This is a genomic window from Faunimonas pinastri (assembly GCF_900110915.1).
Taxonomy (GTDB): domain Bacteria; phylum Pseudomonadota; class Alphaproteobacteria; order Rhizobiales; family Afifellaceae; genus Faunimonas; species Faunimonas pinastri.
Genome location: NZ_FOFG01000014.1, coordinates 54,595 through 68,748, shown reverse-complemented (window position 1 = coordinate 68,748; position 14,154 = coordinate 54,595). Strand labels below are relative to the sequence as shown.

The following is a 14,154-nucleotide window of genomic DNA, read 5'->3' as shown; positions in this document are numbered from 1 at the left end:
ATTCACACATGGCTTCAGCAGCAGATATCGCCAAATCCCTTGCCGGCGTGATCGGCGCCAACGACGACGAGGCGACCGTCAAGCACTTCCTGGACACCGGCTTTCCGCCCCTGAACTACGCCCTCTCCTATGACTGGGACGGCGGCTTTCCCGTCGGTCGCCAGGTCGAGATCGCGGGTCCTTCGACCTCGGGCAAGACGGCGATCGCCACCCGTGCGATGATCGCGGCGCAGAAGCTCGGCGGCGTCGCCGGTTTCTGTGACCATGAGCGTTCCTTCTCCAGCTTCCTTGCCGAGCGCATGGGCCTGGACGTCACCCCCGGTCGCTTCATCTACAAGAAGCCGCGCACGTTCGAGGAAAGCCTGTCGACCTGCGTGAAGGCGGCTGAGCTCATCCGTGGCAAGAAGCTGATCGACCCTGAGGCGCCGATCGTGTGGGTCTTCGACTCTCTCGCCTCGATGGTCCCTATGTCGGCCTTGATCGACGTGAAGACCAAGAAGGATAAGGAGATGACGGATCGGAACATGAACGACAACACGGCGCTCGCTCGCGCCACGTCGGCGCATCTTCCGGCCTTTAATCTTTACCTGGAAGAGCTCGGCGTCCTCGGCATCTTCACCAACCAGATCCGCATGAAGATCGGCGTGATGTATGGCGATCCGCGCAAGACGCCCGGCGGTGAAGCGCCCTACTTCTACGACAGCCAGAAGCTGATGCTGGGCTCGGCGTCGAAGATCAAGAAGGGTACTGGCGAGAACGCTGAGATCGTCGGCGTGGAAGTATCGGCCGTCGTCGCCAAAAACAAGATCGTCCGCCCGTTCCTGACCGCGAGCTGGCGGTTCGTGTTTGACGAGTCCGGCTTCGGCAAGTTCGACGTCGAGCGCTCGATGGTGGAATTCCTGATCAAGGAAAAGCTCCTCAAGGATGTCGGTCAGGGTCGCGTCGACTGGGGCGGCAAGTCCATTCATCGTGAGGCGCTCGCTCGCGAGATCGAGAAGAACAACGCGATGAACGAGCTGAAGGCTCTCCTGCCCAAGGCTTACGAGCCGGAAATTGTTGGCTCTGCCGAGCTCAGCGGCGAGACGGAAGCTGAGGAAACGCCGGAAGCAGCATAACCCGCCGAACCTCCCTTTCGCTAAATCGCGCTATCCCTTATTCGTTATTCGTCACTGATTTGGGTCGCGCGATGAAGGTTATTTCCATCTGGCAGCCCTGGGCGTCTCTGATCGTCCAGGGCCACAAATTTATCGAAACACGCGGATGGCCCGCGCCCAAGTCGCTGATCGGACAGACGATCGGCATCGCCGCGACCAAGCAGATCAAGCACGAGCAGCGCGCTGCCATGAGCGATCCGGATTTCGCCCGTTTCTATCGCGAGACCGAAATGCCGGACCTGGACAGCCTACCCCACGGCTGCGTTCTCGGCACCGTGCTGCTCCACTCATCTGATCCGATAACGGACGAGGATCTGGAGGATCTGACCGACGAGGAGCTTGCCTTCGGCTGGTACACGCCCGGGCGCTATGCCTGGCGCCTGCGTCAGCCCAAGCCCTTCGCGCGGCCGATCCCGGCAATGGGCAAGCAGGGCGTCTGGGACTGGAGTCACCCTGATGGCGAAGCGCAAGCCGAAAATCCCCTGCACACCCTTCCGAAGAGGACGGTCACGGGGCGGCATCTATACGTTGTCTGACGGGAAGCGCTGCTTCCTCGCCTATCGCAAAACCTCCGACATTCAGCGGGCCGGCGAGCGGGATATCTCCTCGGCGGTTCGCAAAGGCACCGCGGCCTGGGCCATTGACGACGACACCCTGCTCACGATCCGCGCTCAGGGCATCCGCTACGTGGGCGTGCTCTGCAAGGACACCGGCGACAAGTGGCTGACGGTCATCGATCGGTTCTATGAGCACGCCACGGTCAATCGCTGGGGCCGATGCCTTCCACTCTCGCATTTCCGCATGATCGCAGGCTCCATTCGCCTCTGAGACTTTCCCATCGCAAGCCTCTCGCGCGTCGCTATAGATAAGTAAGTGTTGATTGACGACACGACACACGCACACAGAACGGGAAGCGCAATGAACGCACAGAGCAAAATCAGCGGTGAATTTTCCTTCGAGCTGCCGCAGCTCGAATTGCTGGCCGAGGTGCTCGGCAGCTTTGCGCAGGCGGCCGATGATCTCCAGCTCCATAAATTCGAGAACGTGGACAATGAAGTGGTGCTGCCGCTTGGCCGCACATTGGTCCTGATCGACCAGGCCCGTGCGAACCTCGCCAATCTCGAGAAGATCGCCAACTCCGCCAAGCATCGTCGTCTCGTGTTCGACATCCTGAAGGCCCGTGCTTTCGACATCTACAACGCCAGTGTCGAGCAGGACGAAGGCGAGCAGGCAGCCGGCGACGAACCTAAGGTCGATGCGGCCCAGGCGTCGAGCGACACCGCTGACACTTGCGGCGAAGGCTGCACCTGCGGCGAGCCGGTCAGTGTGAGCGACAAGACCCAGGAACTGGCAGCAACCTTCGCAGCAGCCGGCGTACCCGCCGAGGTCACGGCGGATATGGCCGCAAAGGTCATCAAGCGCTTCCCGGACGCGGGCGAAATCAAGGTCATCAACGTCGGCGTCCTCTGATCTGACAACAACGGCGCGGCCTTCGGGTCGCGCCCCTTCTCTTCGAGGTAAGCGATGGACCAGCCCTACGGTCTCATGTCCGATCAGCACTGCCACGACTGGAGCGCGTTCTCCACGGTCGATGCTGATGGGGTCAATTCCCGCCTGCGCATCATCCTGAACGAGATGGAGCGAGCCGCGGCCGAGGTTAAGGCCGCCGGCGGCAACCTGCTCGTCTTCGGCGGCGATCTCTTCCACCAACGCGGGTCGCTGAACCCCGAGGTATTCAATCCGACCCACCAGTGCCTCAAGCGCATCCTGGCTTCGGGTGTGGAAATCGTCGCGATCCCCGGCAACCACGACAACAAGAGCAAGGATACCACCGAACTCGGCAACGCCATCCAAACGATCGGCGCCCTGCCGAACTTCGGGGTAGCGACCAAGACAACGCTCCTGCAGGACGTGTCGATCGCTCTCGTTCCCTGGCGCGCATCCCTCGATCAACTTCGGGTCGATCTGGCTGAGCTCCGTGACAGCGTCTCCGACGCCGACGAACTCGACGTGGTCATTCACGCCGGCATCGACGGTGTGCTGACGGGCGTTCCGGAACACGGGCTGACGGCCGACGAACTCGCCAAGTACGGCTTCAAGCGGATCTTCGCCGGACACTACCACAATCACAAGGTCATGGCCGGCGGGAAGGTCACCTCTATCGGCGCGGCCACGCACCAGACCTGGAGCGATGTGGGCACGAAAGCCGGCTTCCTCATCGTGCATCCCGATCGCATCGACTACCGCGCGAGCCACGCCCCGAACTTCGTGGACATCACCGGCGACACCGATCCGGATGATATCCCGCTGATCGTCGACGGCAACTACGCCCGGGTTCGCGGCATGAAGCTCGCGGATTCCGAGGTAAAGGAGCTTCGCGAGGAGCTGCAGACCCTGGGTGCCCGCGGCGTATCCATCCAGGTCGCTCGCGAGGTGGTTTCGGCTCGCGCAGCTTCTTCCGCACCATCCGCGATCTCGCTGGAAGCCTCCGTCGCCAAGTATGTCGATGATCTCGGCGCTGATGAAGCGGCGATCATCAAGTCGCAGTGCGCTGACATCCTCGCGGAAGTGCAGAGCATTACCGTCTAGATCCAAGATCAATCCGAGCAACAGCGATCTATACTTAAAAAGTAAAGACGCAAGAGGTTTTGCTATGTCCGATCTTTATACTGTCACCCTCAGCCGCAAGAAGATCATTACCTCTTGCCAGGGCAAGACGAAGACCACCCGCGAGGAGCTGATCGAGGAGAAGTACACCGGGCTGCCGCTGCTCACGGCACAACGCTATCGGGAACTCTTTCCGGACGCCAACGTGCAGATCGTCCGCGAGTACGCCGAAGACAGCCGTCGCAGCAGCGTTCGTCTCGCCAGCGAGAAGACCGAGCGCCGGCGCACCGAATATCCGGGCAACGCCCGCAAGCCCGCCTCGCAGCACGCAGCCGCCAGTAAGCCGAGCACCACTATCCGGCACGGCGACTATGCCGAGCTCGTCAACACCATGACCAGGGAAGCTTCGTGAATTTCCCCCAGCTCGAAATCGAGAACTTTCTGACGATCGGCCAGGCCAAGCTCAGCTTGGCCGATCGCGGCCTCGTTCTCTTCCAAGGTATCAACGAGGACGATTCCTCGGCCCATTCCAACGGCGCCGGCAAGTCCTCCATTGCCGACGCGCTGTGCTGGTGCCTGTACGGGACCACGGCGCGTGATGAAAGCGGCGATGCCGTCGTTAATCGCAAGGCGGGTAAGAACTGCCGCGTGGCGACAACGGCGGTCGACGGCGACGACGTCTACAAGATCGTTCGCCATCGCAAACACAAGCAGGGGAAGAATGCCCTGCACCTCTTCAAGCAGGACGCCACCGGCGACTGGACCGATCTCACCAAGGGCACCGACAAGCTGACCCAGGAAGAGGTGCTGAAGGTCATCGGCTCGTCCTTCGAGGTCTTCTGCGGCTCCGTCTATGCAGGTCAGGAGAAGATGCCCGACCTGCCCGGCATGACCGACAAGAAACTCAAGCTCCTGGTCGAGGAAGCCTCCGGCACTACGGTGCTCGAACAGGCATACGAGGTCGCCCGCAAGCGCCTCCTGCAGAAGGAGAGCGACAAGACCTACGCGGAGGCGAGCCTCAAGGCTGAGATCGTGGCTCAGACCTCGATCATCGCGCAGCAGGAGCAGGCCAACACCGATCACGCCGGCTTCGAGAAGCGCCGCCGCGATCGTCTGCGTTCTCTTGCCGAGGAAGCGCGGGAACTGGCACGCCAGGCTGGCGAGCTGGGATCCGAGATCACGGCCGCAGGCAAGAGCGGCGTCGAGACTGCCCTTAAGGAAGCGCAGGACAAGCTCGCCGGCGTGAAGGGCGAACAGGCGGAAGAACGCCGTCTCGCCGACGAACTTGCGAAGATCGAACGCGAGGTTGCTTCCGGCACTGCGGATCTTCGCTCGCTCAAGGTCGCTTTCGACCGCGCGAAGGTCGATCTTGACGGCATCAGCGAGCGCGTCGGTCAGCCCTGCGGCGAGTGCGGCAAGGCATATTGCGAGCACGACCTGGAAGAAGCGACGACGCGCGCCCGCGCCAAGCTCGCTGACGTCAAGAAGCAGTTTGCGACGACGCGCTCGCAGGTGGAAAGCGCTCAGAAACGCGCTCAGAGCGCGCGTGACGCGCTTTCGACGCATCGCGCTAGTCTGACTGATGTCAGCGAAGCGAGCGCACTTAGCGCGTCTCTGAACACGAAGATGAGCAACATCGCTGCCCTGGAACGTAAGCGCGAGAACCTGATCAATCAGGCGCGCGATCGGGCCAAGCAGGCGAAGGCTGTCAGGGCAGAGGACAACCCGTTCGCTGCCATCATCAATCGGCTCATGGATCAGGCCAAGGAGGTCACCTCCCGCATCGAAGGTGCGGAGAAGAAGGTGAAGGAGGCTGAAGCCGCTCTGGAAATCGCGAAGTCGGTCGCCAAGGTGTTCTCACCCGCCGGCGTGCGCGCCCACATTCTCGACGAGGTGACGCCGTTCCTGAACGACCAGACGGCGAAGTATCTGGGCGCCCTGTCCGACGGCAACATCCGGGCCACCTGGTCGACGCTGGTCAAGAACGCCAAGGGCGAGCTGCGGGAGAAGTTCTCCATCGAGGTCGAGAACGACTGCGGCGGGGAGACCTTCAAGTCAATCTCCGGCGGCGAGAAGCGAAAGGTGCGTATCGCGGCCGCGCTGGCGCTGCAGGACCTGGTTGCGCGGCGCGCTTCCAAGCCGATCGACCTCTTCATCGGCGACGAGATTGATGATGCCCTCGATCCGGCGGGCCTGGAGCGCCTCACGACGATTCTGCACGAGAAGGCGCGTGAGCGCGGCTCCGTGATGGTGATCTCGCACGCCGATCTCAAGGACTGGATCTCGCAGATCGTGACCGTGCGCAAGGCGGGCGGTCAGTCGACCATTGAGGAGACGGTGGCATGACCGAGAAAATGATCCCTGCGATCGATGATGCCTGGCGGGAATTCCGAAGCAGTCCAGGGATCGGCGAAGGTCACGAGTTTGCTTTTCGCTGCGGCTGGGCTGCTCGCGAGAACGCCATCACCGCCGCAGCGGAGAATGCACCGAAGGCTGAGCCGCTTTTTGTTGGCGAGGCAACCAACACCGCTGCTGTGTCGGAGGATGCACTCTGGCGACTGCTGGCGTCGGGTAAGGCAACTCCTGAAGATCAGCGGTATGCGGCGGGGTGGATCGCTAAGCTCACCACTCCACCCGCTGCAGACGCAGGGCTGCGGGCCGGCTGGCGCAGTATGCGCGATGCACCTCGGGACGGGACAGAGGTGCTACTTCTCCACCGAGCGCATGGAGTAATCGAAGGGAGGTTCTTCCCCGGCGAGTGGTCGGAAGAAACCCCGGTATCCCCTCGTGAGTACAGTGGAGCCACTTGGGTCCTCGGTGACGATATCGGACAGGAGGAAGTCGAAGAGTTCGGTCCCGATGCTCCGGAAGCTTTCGGTGACGGTGCCGTTATCGGCTGGCTTCCAAGGGATGCGCTCGCCGTCAAGCCCGAAGCCGCCGCAGACGAGAAGGAGCAGCCGCGATGATCGAGGTAAGCAGCAAAGCCTTTTTCGAGGCGATAGGCGGCCCGGAGAATATCCATCCTCGGAGCGAGCCTGATCACTCCGCTTGGGAGATTGTTGGAACGCGCGAAGTCATTGGTAGATCAGAACCGGGCTACAAATGTACGCCCGGCCCCAAACGCTATTGGCTTGTAGAGCGGTTTGCTTCTCGTGTGACTGAGGCCGCCGCAGACGAAAAGAGTGCGCAGGAATGAGTGTCAGCCTGACCACTCTCATCGATCAGGTCATCACGCTGAAGACCGGCGACGTGGAGTTCGGCCTCTTCTTTCTCCCAGGTGACAAACCGGGATCGTCTGAATGGCTCGCACTGATCGGGAATACCTGCCCGCATGTCTTGATTGGCGAAAGTCCTGCCGAATTTGAAGGGCGAGGTTCAACACCGGAAGATGCTGTCAGCAGCCTGCTTCGCGCCGTGCAGGAGGGTTGATCACTCTTGCCTGAGACTATCACCCGTGCAGCCATCGTTCATGCAGGCAAGCGATGGCATCTGCCACGGCCATGCCGGCACCATCACATCATCGCACGGATCGCCGAGCGCGCTCCGGAAACTCTGCCTGTTGGTGGGAATTCGCCACAAGGCTTCCTCACCAGCAACAACCGGTTCGTGGATCGCGTCGAAGGGCTGAAGATCGCCCAGGCTGCAGGACAGATCCGCGAGAAGCACGGCAGCCAAGATCTCCTCTTCTCGGAGGAGATGTGGTGACCCACAAATCCGAGATGCAGGACCTGATCCGCGAGTATGGGGGCAAAGGTTGGTTGGTCAGCCGGGCGAGCAAGCACTGGAAGCTGGTGCCGCCCGGCGGTGGCAAACCGGTCTTCGCCTCATGCACGCCGTCGGATCACCGATCGGTGCTGAATACCCGATCGCTTCTGCGCCGAATGAATGCGCAGCCGACACCGCTTCGCTATAATTGATTTTGTAAGTCAATACTGACTGGAAACGCAATGACGACAAGCACCACCGTCGACCCGATCGTCGAGGAGATCAATCAGGCGCTCGCAAAGCGCAGCGACAAGTTCGGCGCGAGCCTCAGCGGCCCGGTCACGGCCTCGATCCTGAAGGAAGGCGGCACCTACAAGAGCCAGAAGTTCGTCGGCGGCGAGGACTTCCTTCTGAAGGGTATTCGTCCCGGTAAGCGCGCCCAGTACATCATCGAGTTCGAGCCCTTCGACGCGCAGGGCTTTGTGCAGATGGAGCTCGGCGACAAGCAGGCGTTCGAGGTTTGCAAGGGCCTGGAGGATGTCTTGATCGAGATCCTCGGCCAGGATGCGAAGCTCGGCTGGTCGAAGGCGCGCTCGAAGTTCCTCAAGGAGCATAAGCAGGCCCGCGAAGACGCTCACCAGGTCGAAGAAGTCGGCAAGTACGAGCAGAACCGATCCTGGGGCATGTTCTGATGCAGCTCCACGACGAGCTTCGCGCAATCCTCGGGAAGACGGTGCCGCTTTACGGCGTCGACGGCATGAAGTTTCGTCTGCGAGATGCCACCTTCGAGCTGGTGCCGGATGGCAAGCACGCGCGTGCTATCCGCCCCGCCTTAGAGCAGAAGGGTGGTTTTGCCTCGAAGCCGGTGGCGATCGTTCGTCCAACATCCGCCTTCGGAACTGAGCTGCCTGACGGAACGCACTTTCAGGGTCTTCTGCTGGAAGACGTCTTTACCACGCACACCTGGGCGGTGTTCGGCGGCAAGTCGCGAAGCAAGCCAACGGGGCGTCTCTCTCGTAGGGTGAGTTCGCAAGTCCACTACGAAGTTCTCGACGTTCCGGCGATCTTCGACCTGCGCGACGAGGTCGGCACCATCACCTTTGAGGAGCTCGGCGGCCTCGTCCAATTCACGGCCGAGCACATGAGCCACTGGGACGTCATTCCTCAATCCGTTCTCGATCAGGCACTCGCCAAGGGCCGCGTGCAACGCAAGCGCATCGCGATCCGGGAGGAGAAGGAACGCAAGGCCAGGCAGGCCGAGAACCCGGACTGGGGGCTTTTTTGATGATCATCTGCCGCGAACTGATGGAGCTCTGCGCTCGAAAAGTCGAACTTGCCGGGATCGGGGATGACGTTTTCTGCGTCAACGGCAAGACGTTCGAGCTAGTCACCACGCTCCGTGTCAGTAGCACCGGTGTTCAGCGGAAGCGCCACAGCATCAAGGTGGCGAGACCGGGCGCCGAAGGTAGACTGACGCTTGTTCCGCCGATGACCGTGGTGCCGAAGGTGACCCACGAGTTCGGCGTCTTTCACGGTCTCCAGTTCTGCAACACTGGCGACGGCAGCGTCGTCTGGAAAATCGGCATCGACGGTCACAAGGCGCTCGCCGCTACCACCCGTGAAATTGCCGAAGAGCGCGCGCAGCAGGCTGCCCAGCAAGCCGCCGAACTGAAGCGGCGCAACCATTCCAACCCACTGTGGGGAATTTTCTGATGAACATGATCAAGGTTGTCGGATTCGATCCGGCACTCGCCAATATGGGGATCGCGCGCATGTCGCTCGATCTCGACACCTTCAATTTGACGGCTGAGAGCATCAAGTCCGCTCATACCGACAAGCGCGCCAACAAGGTCGTGCGGCAGAACTCGGATGATCTGCGTCGGGCCCGTGAGCTCTACGGCGAGCTCTATCTAGGAACGACCGGCTGCAAGTACGCCTTCGCAGAAATTCCCTCCGGCGGTCAGTCGGCCCGCGCGGTCTACGGCTTTGGCATCGCCGTGGGTCTGCTGGCCTCCTGCCCCATCCCGCTCATTCAGGTGCAGCCTTTCGAGACGAAGCTCGCGACCGTCGGCACCAAGACCGCCTCCAAGGAGGAGATGATCGAGTGGGCCGAGGAGACCTACCCTCACCTTCCCTGGCTCCGCTACACGAAAGCGACCAAGAACCACGCGAAGGGCGATCTGCACGAGGACAACGAGCATATGGCCGATGCTCTTGCTGTTGTTCACGCCGGCATCCGCACCGACGAGTTCAAGGCGGTGATGGCTCTTTATCGCGCCGCCGCCTGACCGATTTTTCCGACGTCAAGACTAGTAAGTAAATACTGACTTAACTAGGATAGGCACCCTTTCACTCTCCTCTCCGCAGGCAATCATGCTGTTTCAGGAACAGGTCGCACGGAAGCCCAACCTCTATCCGTGGACCCAGGAATTCATCGACAAGATTTGGGCCGGCTTCTGGACGCCCAACGAGTTCGACTTCAAGGCGGACTACGCCCAGTTCAAGACGGAGATGGTCGACGACGAGCGCCAGATCGTCGTTCGCACGTTGTCCGCCATCGGCCAGATCGAGATCGCCGTGAAGCGCTTCTGGGCGCAGCTCGGTGAGAACCTGCCGCATCCCTCCATGTCCGACCTGGGCTTCGCGATGGCGAATACCGAGGTCATTCACAACCAGGCTTACGAGAAGCTGCTCGACACGCTGCGCCTGGGCGATGTCTTCGAGGAGAACCTGAAGGAGCCGGTGGTCAAAGGGCGGGTCGACTATCTGCGGAAGTACCTGAAGGGCGTCTACGGCGACGATCGGCGCAAGCAGTACATCTACGCCATCACCCTCTTCACGCTCTTCGTGGAGAACGCCTCCCTTTTCAGCCAGTTCTACATCGTCCTCTGGTTCAACCGCTTCCGGAACGTGCTGAAGGATACGGCTCAGCAGGTCCAGTACACCCGCAACGAGGAGATGCTCCACGCGCAGATCGGCATCAAGCTGATCAACACCATGCGCGAGGAATACCCGGAGCTGTTCGACGCCGAGCTCGAGGCGCGCATCCTGGAAGAAACGCGGGTCGCCTTCAACGCTGAAGCCAAGATCATCGACTGGATCGTCGGCAACTTCGACCAGCCCAAGCTCAATGCGCACATCCTCAAGACGTACATCCAGGGCCGCCTGGACGACTCCCTCAAGAGCATCGGCTTTGCGCCGGTCTTCGGTGCCGAGATCGACCAGGAAGCCCTCGCGCAGACCCTGTGGATGGAAGAGGAAACTCTCGGCAACAACATGACAGACTTCTTCTTCAAGAAGCCCGTCGAATATTCAAAGAACCACAAGGTCTACAAGGAAGAAGAGCTGTTCTGATGGTCGCTTATTGGCTCAATGAAGACTCGCGCACATTCCTGAGCCGGGGTTACCTGGCTGAGGGACAGACTGCGGAAGGTCGTATTCGCGTCATCGCGGAAACGGCGGAGCGCATCCTGGACAAGCCAGGGTTCGCGGACAAGTTCGAGCGCTACATGCTCAACGGCTGGATCTCGCTGGCCTCGCCCGTCTGGTCCAACTTCGGCACCGATCGCGGTCTGCCGATCTCCTGCAACGGCTCCTATCTCGAGGACACGACCGAGAGCATCCTGCTCAAGACGGCCGAGATCGGGATGATGACGAAGCACGGCGCCGGCACCAGCGCCTACTTTGGCGCGCTGCGCGGCCGCGGCGCCCCGATCTCCGGCGGCGGCATTTCCAACGGCCCGGTTCACTTCATGGAGCTGGTGCAGACCCATACCAGCGTCATCAGTCAGGCGAACGTTCGTCGCGGCAACTGCGCCATCTACCTCGATATCGATCACCCCGACATCGACGAGTATCTGGAATGCCGCGAAGAGGGTCACCCGATCCAGCACGTCAGCCTGGGCGTCTGTATTTCGGACGCCTGGATGGAGGAGATGATCGCCGGCGACAAGGAGAAGCGGCGCGTCTGGCTGCGGGTCCTGCGTAAGCGCTTCGAGACCGGCTATCCGTACCTCTTCTTCACCGACACGGTGAACCAGAACGCGCCCCAGGTCTATCGCGACAAGGGCATCCGGATCCACGCCTCCAATCTCTGCACCGAGATCGCGCTGGCCTCCAACGAGCTTTGGAGCTTCGTCTGCTGCCTGCTTTCGCTGAACCTCCTCCACTACGACGAGTGGAAAGACAGCGATCTGGTCGAGACCGTCACCTACTTTCTCGACGCCGTCATGAGCGAGTACATCGAAAAGACGGCCGACGAGAAGCTGATGGCGGCAGCGCACCGCTTCGCCGTGGACCAGCGCGCGATCGGCATTGGCACGCTCGGCTGGCATTCCTACCTGCAGTCCAAGATGCTCGTCTTCGACAGCTTCGAGGCCAAGCTGCTCAACATCGAGATCCACAAGACCATCGATGAGCGCTCGCTGGCAGCGTCGAAGCAGATGGCACTCGAATATGGCGAGCCGCCGCTGCTGGAAGGCTATGGCCTGCGCAACACGACGCGGATGGCGATCGCGCCCACGACCTCGTCCTCGTTCATCCTGGGCCAGGTGTCGCCGTCGATCGAGCCGCTGAACTCCAACTATTTCACTAAGGATCTGGCGAAGGGCAAGTTCACCTACAAGAACCCCTACCTGCAGACGCTCCTGGCGGAATATGGCCGCGACGACGCGGAGACCTGGCGCTCCATTCTGGTCGCCGGCGGCTCGGTGCAGCACCTCGACTTCCTGACCGATCACGAGCGCAACGTCTTCAAGACGTTCGGCGAGATCGACCAGAGCGAGATCGTGGCCCAGGCTGCGCACCGTCAGAAGTTCATCGACCAGGCCCAGTCCATCAACCTGATGATCCATCCTGACACGCCCCTCAAGGACGTGAACGAGCTCATGATCGCCGGTTGGCGCATGGGCGTGAAGAGCTTCTACTATCAGCGGTCGACTAACCCCGCGCAGGAGTTCGTCCGCTCGCTTCTCTCCTGCGCTGCATGTGAGGCATGATGGCAAACTTTCGCGTCTACGGTTTCGAGACCTGCCCGTTCTGCAAGCGGGCCTTGAACATGCTCCTGCTCGACGGAGCGACCATCGACTACGTGAAGCTTCCGACCCTGGAAGAGCGCACGGCCTGGATGGATGAGCGTGGCTTCGTCGACGGCGATCGGACCTTCCCCAAGGTCTATCTGGTCGACAAGGAGCAGGAAGTGCTGATCGGCGGCTCTGACGCCCTGGAGCTCTACCTGCACACCCAGCGCGCGATTGACGAGCAGATCGCCGCCTGAATCCAGTCGCAAGCCGTCTTTGACTTGCTATAAATGATAAGTCAGCATTGACTACACACGCGAGGGGCCTTAGGGCTCCTCGCACACACGAGGAACATATGCGCAAGTTCATTCTCCTTGCCGCTCTCGCACTGGGTCTCAGCGCCTGCACCGATCCGGAGACGGCTCAGCGCGTGCTGCGCCAGCAGGGCTACAGCGACATCGTCATCACCGGTCATGAATGGTTCGGCTGCAGCAACAGCGACGACTACAGCACCGGCTTTCGCGCGAAATCACCCGCCGGCATCAACGTCGAAGGCGTCTTCTGCTCCTCGTACTGGGGCAAGGGCGGCACCATTCGCTTCTATTGATCGGTGACAGCATGAGCGACCACTTTTTCGCCGTCGAGTCCGCCCAGGCGCGCGTCGTCAAGGACAGCGTTTCGCCCCAGGGCATTCGACTTCCCACCGTGCAGGCCCGCTATCCGCGCATGGTTCACGCCGACGCCAAGACCCATCGCATTCTCACCGGCTTTGAGGGCGAGCTCTCGGAAATCGTCATGCAGGATATCAGCCTGCTCGCCGACGAGAAGCTTTCCCGCAACGGCCGCTCCTCGCGCGCCGTGCCCGTCGCCCGGCTCCTGGAAGAGGCACCCTACGTTCCTCACTTCATGAAGAACAAGCGGGGAATGCAGGCAACCGAGGAGCTCACGCCGGAGGAGATGGTCACTGCCGAGCGTCTCTGGATCGAACTCGCCGAAGCCACCAAGGACACCGTGCGCCAGCTCACGGAGCTTGGCGTTCACAAGCAGTGGGCCAATCGTCCGCTGGAGTGGTTCGGCTACATCGACGTGCTGATTACGGCGACCGACTGGGAGAACTTCTTCGCGCTTCGCGACCACGAGGCGGCCCAGCCCGAGGTGCAGCATCTCGCCCGCGCGGTGAAGGCGGCTCTCGATCATTCCGAGCAGACGCTTCTGCAGCCCGGCGAATGGCACCTGCCCTACGTGGACGACCAGGCTGAGATCGAGCAGTACGGCGGTCTTCGCGACCCCAGCGGCACCCTTCGCAAGCTGTCTGTCGCCCGCTGCGCGCGTCTGACCATCAAGCCGTTTGACGGTGACGGCTCGCTGGAGAAGGAGCTCGCTCGCTACGAGGGCCTCGTGGTCTCGCGTCCGGTTCACGCCTCTCCGGCCGAGCACCAGGCCACGCCTGATGTTGCGATCGTGGACACTCCGGGCTCCGACATCGTCTGGCAGCAGCCAGCTCTGCACGCCAACTTCACCGGTTACATCCAGAACCGGAAGACCCTCCCCTACGAGTTCGTGCCGGGATGAGCCGCCTGCTCATCTCCGACTGGGTCTGCGGCCTTCTGATCCTCTGGGGCGTCTACGAGATCATCCGCATCATCGTCTAGCCGCGCCCAACATCATCA

21 protein-coding genes are annotated in these 14,154 nt (G+C 61.4%); all 21 read left to right on the top strand.

The annotated features are described in order from the left end of the window. The first annotated feature begins 8 nt into the window (after positions 1-8). The gene (locus BMY25_RS16565; protein ID WP_092498600.1) at positions 9-1,115 is read left to right on the top strand and encodes a RecA family protein; all 1,107 of its coding nucleotides are present in this window, start codon (positions 9-11) and stop codon (positions 1,113-1,115) included. A 59-nt stretch (positions 1,116-1,174) separates the two neighbouring features. Next, the gene (locus BMY25_RS16560) at positions 1,175-1,690 is read left to right on the top strand and encodes an ASCH domain-containing protein (protein WP_143062026.1); all 516 of its coding nucleotides are present in this window, start codon (positions 1,175-1,177) and stop codon (positions 1,688-1,690) included. Further along, on the top strand, positions 1,683-1,982 hold the full coding sequence (locus BMY25_RS16555; protein ID WP_092498596.1) for a hypothetical protein: 300 nt from the start codon (positions 1,683-1,685) through the stop codon (positions 1,980-1,982). The genes BMY25_RS16560 and BMY25_RS16555 overlap by 8 nt, the downstream gene beginning before the upstream one ends. 90 nt (positions 1,983-2,072) lie before the next feature. Continuing rightward, positions 2,073-2,624: a hypothetical protein gene (locus BMY25_RS16550; protein WP_092498594.1), complete on the top strand. Its 552-nt coding sequence runs from the start codon at positions 2,073-2,075 to the stop codon at positions 2,622-2,624. Positions 2,625-2,678: 54 nt separating this feature from the next. Then, positions 2,679-3,743, top strand: coding sequence for a metallophosphoesterase family protein (locus BMY25_RS16545; RefSeq protein ID WP_092498592.1), 1,065 nt, complete (start codon positions 2,679-2,681; stop codon positions 3,741-3,743). A 64-nt stretch (positions 3,744-3,807) separates the two neighbouring features. After that, positions 3,808-4,173, top strand: a complete 366-nt coding sequence (locus tag BMY25_RS16540; protein WP_092498590.1) for a hypothetical protein — start codon at positions 3,808-3,810, stop codon at positions 4,171-4,173. Further along, positions 4,170-6,107, top strand: a complete 1,938-nt coding sequence (locus BMY25_RS16535; protein ID WP_092498588.1) for an AAA family ATPase — start codon at positions 4,170-4,172, stop codon at positions 6,105-6,107. Before BMY25_RS16540 ends, BMY25_RS16535 begins: the two co-directional genes overlap by 4 nt. Then, the gene (locus BMY25_RS16530; RefSeq protein WP_092498586.1) at positions 6,104-6,727 is read left to right on the top strand and encodes a hypothetical protein; all 624 of its coding nucleotides are present in this window, start codon (positions 6,104-6,106) and stop codon (positions 6,725-6,727) included. The genes BMY25_RS16535 and BMY25_RS16530 overlap by 4 nt, the downstream gene beginning before the upstream one ends. Beyond that, positions 6,724-6,957 carry a hypothetical protein gene (locus BMY25_RS20530; protein WP_143062024.1) on the top strand — a complete coding sequence of 78 codons (234 nt, stop codon included), beginning with the start codon at positions 6,724-6,726 and terminating at the stop codon, positions 6,955-6,957. Before BMY25_RS16530 ends, BMY25_RS20530 begins: the two co-directional genes overlap by 4 nt. Then, the gene (locus BMY25_RS20525; RefSeq protein ID WP_143062023.1) at positions 6,954-7,190 is read left to right on the top strand and encodes a hypothetical protein; all 237 of its coding nucleotides are present in this window, start codon (positions 6,954-6,956) and stop codon (positions 7,188-7,190) included. The genes BMY25_RS20530 and BMY25_RS20525 overlap by 4 nt, the downstream gene beginning before the upstream one ends. A gap of 6 nt (positions 7,191-7,196) precedes the next feature. Next, a complete protein-coding gene (locus BMY25_RS20520) occupies positions 7,197-7,466 on the top strand; it encodes a Y16D family protein (RefSeq protein WP_143062022.1) in 270 nt (89 codons plus the stop codon). Beyond that, positions 7,463-7,678, top strand: coding sequence for a hypothetical protein (locus tag BMY25_RS16525; RefSeq protein ID WP_143062021.1), 216 nt, complete (start codon positions 7,463-7,465; stop codon positions 7,676-7,678). Before BMY25_RS20520 ends, BMY25_RS16525 begins: the two co-directional genes overlap by 4 nt. Positions 7,679-7,708: 30 nt before the next feature. After that, positions 7,709-8,158, top strand: coding sequence for a hypothetical protein (locus BMY25_RS16520; protein WP_092498582.1), 450 nt, complete (start codon positions 7,709-7,711; stop codon positions 8,156-8,158). Further along, positions 8,158-8,751, top strand: coding sequence for a hypothetical protein (locus tag BMY25_RS16515; RefSeq protein WP_092498580.1), 594 nt, complete (start codon positions 8,158-8,160; stop codon positions 8,749-8,751). The genes BMY25_RS16520 and BMY25_RS16515 overlap by 1 nt, the downstream gene beginning before the upstream one ends. Further along, a complete protein-coding gene (locus BMY25_RS16510) occupies positions 8,751-9,179 on the top strand; it encodes a hypothetical protein (RefSeq protein ID WP_092498578.1) in 429 nt (142 codons plus the stop codon). The genes BMY25_RS16515 and BMY25_RS16510 overlap by 1 nt, the downstream gene beginning before the upstream one ends. Beyond that, positions 9,179-9,754, top strand: coding sequence for a hypothetical protein (locus BMY25_RS16505; RefSeq protein ID WP_092498576.1), 576 nt, complete (start codon positions 9,179-9,181; stop codon positions 9,752-9,754). Before BMY25_RS16510 ends, BMY25_RS16505 begins: the two co-directional genes overlap by 1 nt. Positions 9,755-9,839: 85 nt before the next feature. Beyond that, positions 9,840-10,820: a ribonucleotide-diphosphate reductase subunit beta gene (locus BMY25_RS16500; RefSeq protein WP_092498574.1), complete on the top strand. Its 981-nt coding sequence runs from the start codon at positions 9,840-9,842 to the stop codon at positions 10,818-10,820. Then, complete coding sequence (locus BMY25_RS16495; RefSeq protein WP_092498572.1) at positions 10,820-12,463, top strand: ribonucleoside-diphosphate reductase subunit alpha; 1,644 nt, start codon at positions 10,820-10,822, stop codon at positions 12,461-12,463. The genes BMY25_RS16500 and BMY25_RS16495 overlap by 1 nt, the downstream gene beginning before the upstream one ends. Continuing rightward, a complete protein-coding gene (locus BMY25_RS16490; RefSeq protein WP_092498570.1) occupies positions 12,460-12,741 on the top strand; it encodes a glutaredoxin domain-containing protein in 282 nt (93 codons plus the stop codon). The genes BMY25_RS16495 and BMY25_RS16490 overlap by 4 nt, the downstream gene beginning before the upstream one ends. 98 nt (positions 12,742-12,839) lie before the next feature. Beyond that, a complete protein-coding gene (locus BMY25_RS16485) occupies positions 12,840-13,091 on the top strand; it encodes a hypothetical protein (RefSeq protein WP_092498568.1) in 252 nt (83 codons plus the stop codon). Positions 13,092-13,102: 11 nt separating this feature from the next. Then, positions 13,103-14,056, top strand: a complete 954-nt coding sequence (locus BMY25_RS16480) for an FAD-dependent thymidylate synthase (RefSeq protein WP_092498566.1) — start codon at positions 13,103-13,105, stop codon at positions 14,054-14,056. The last annotated feature ends 98 nt before the right edge of the window (positions 14,057-14,154 follow it).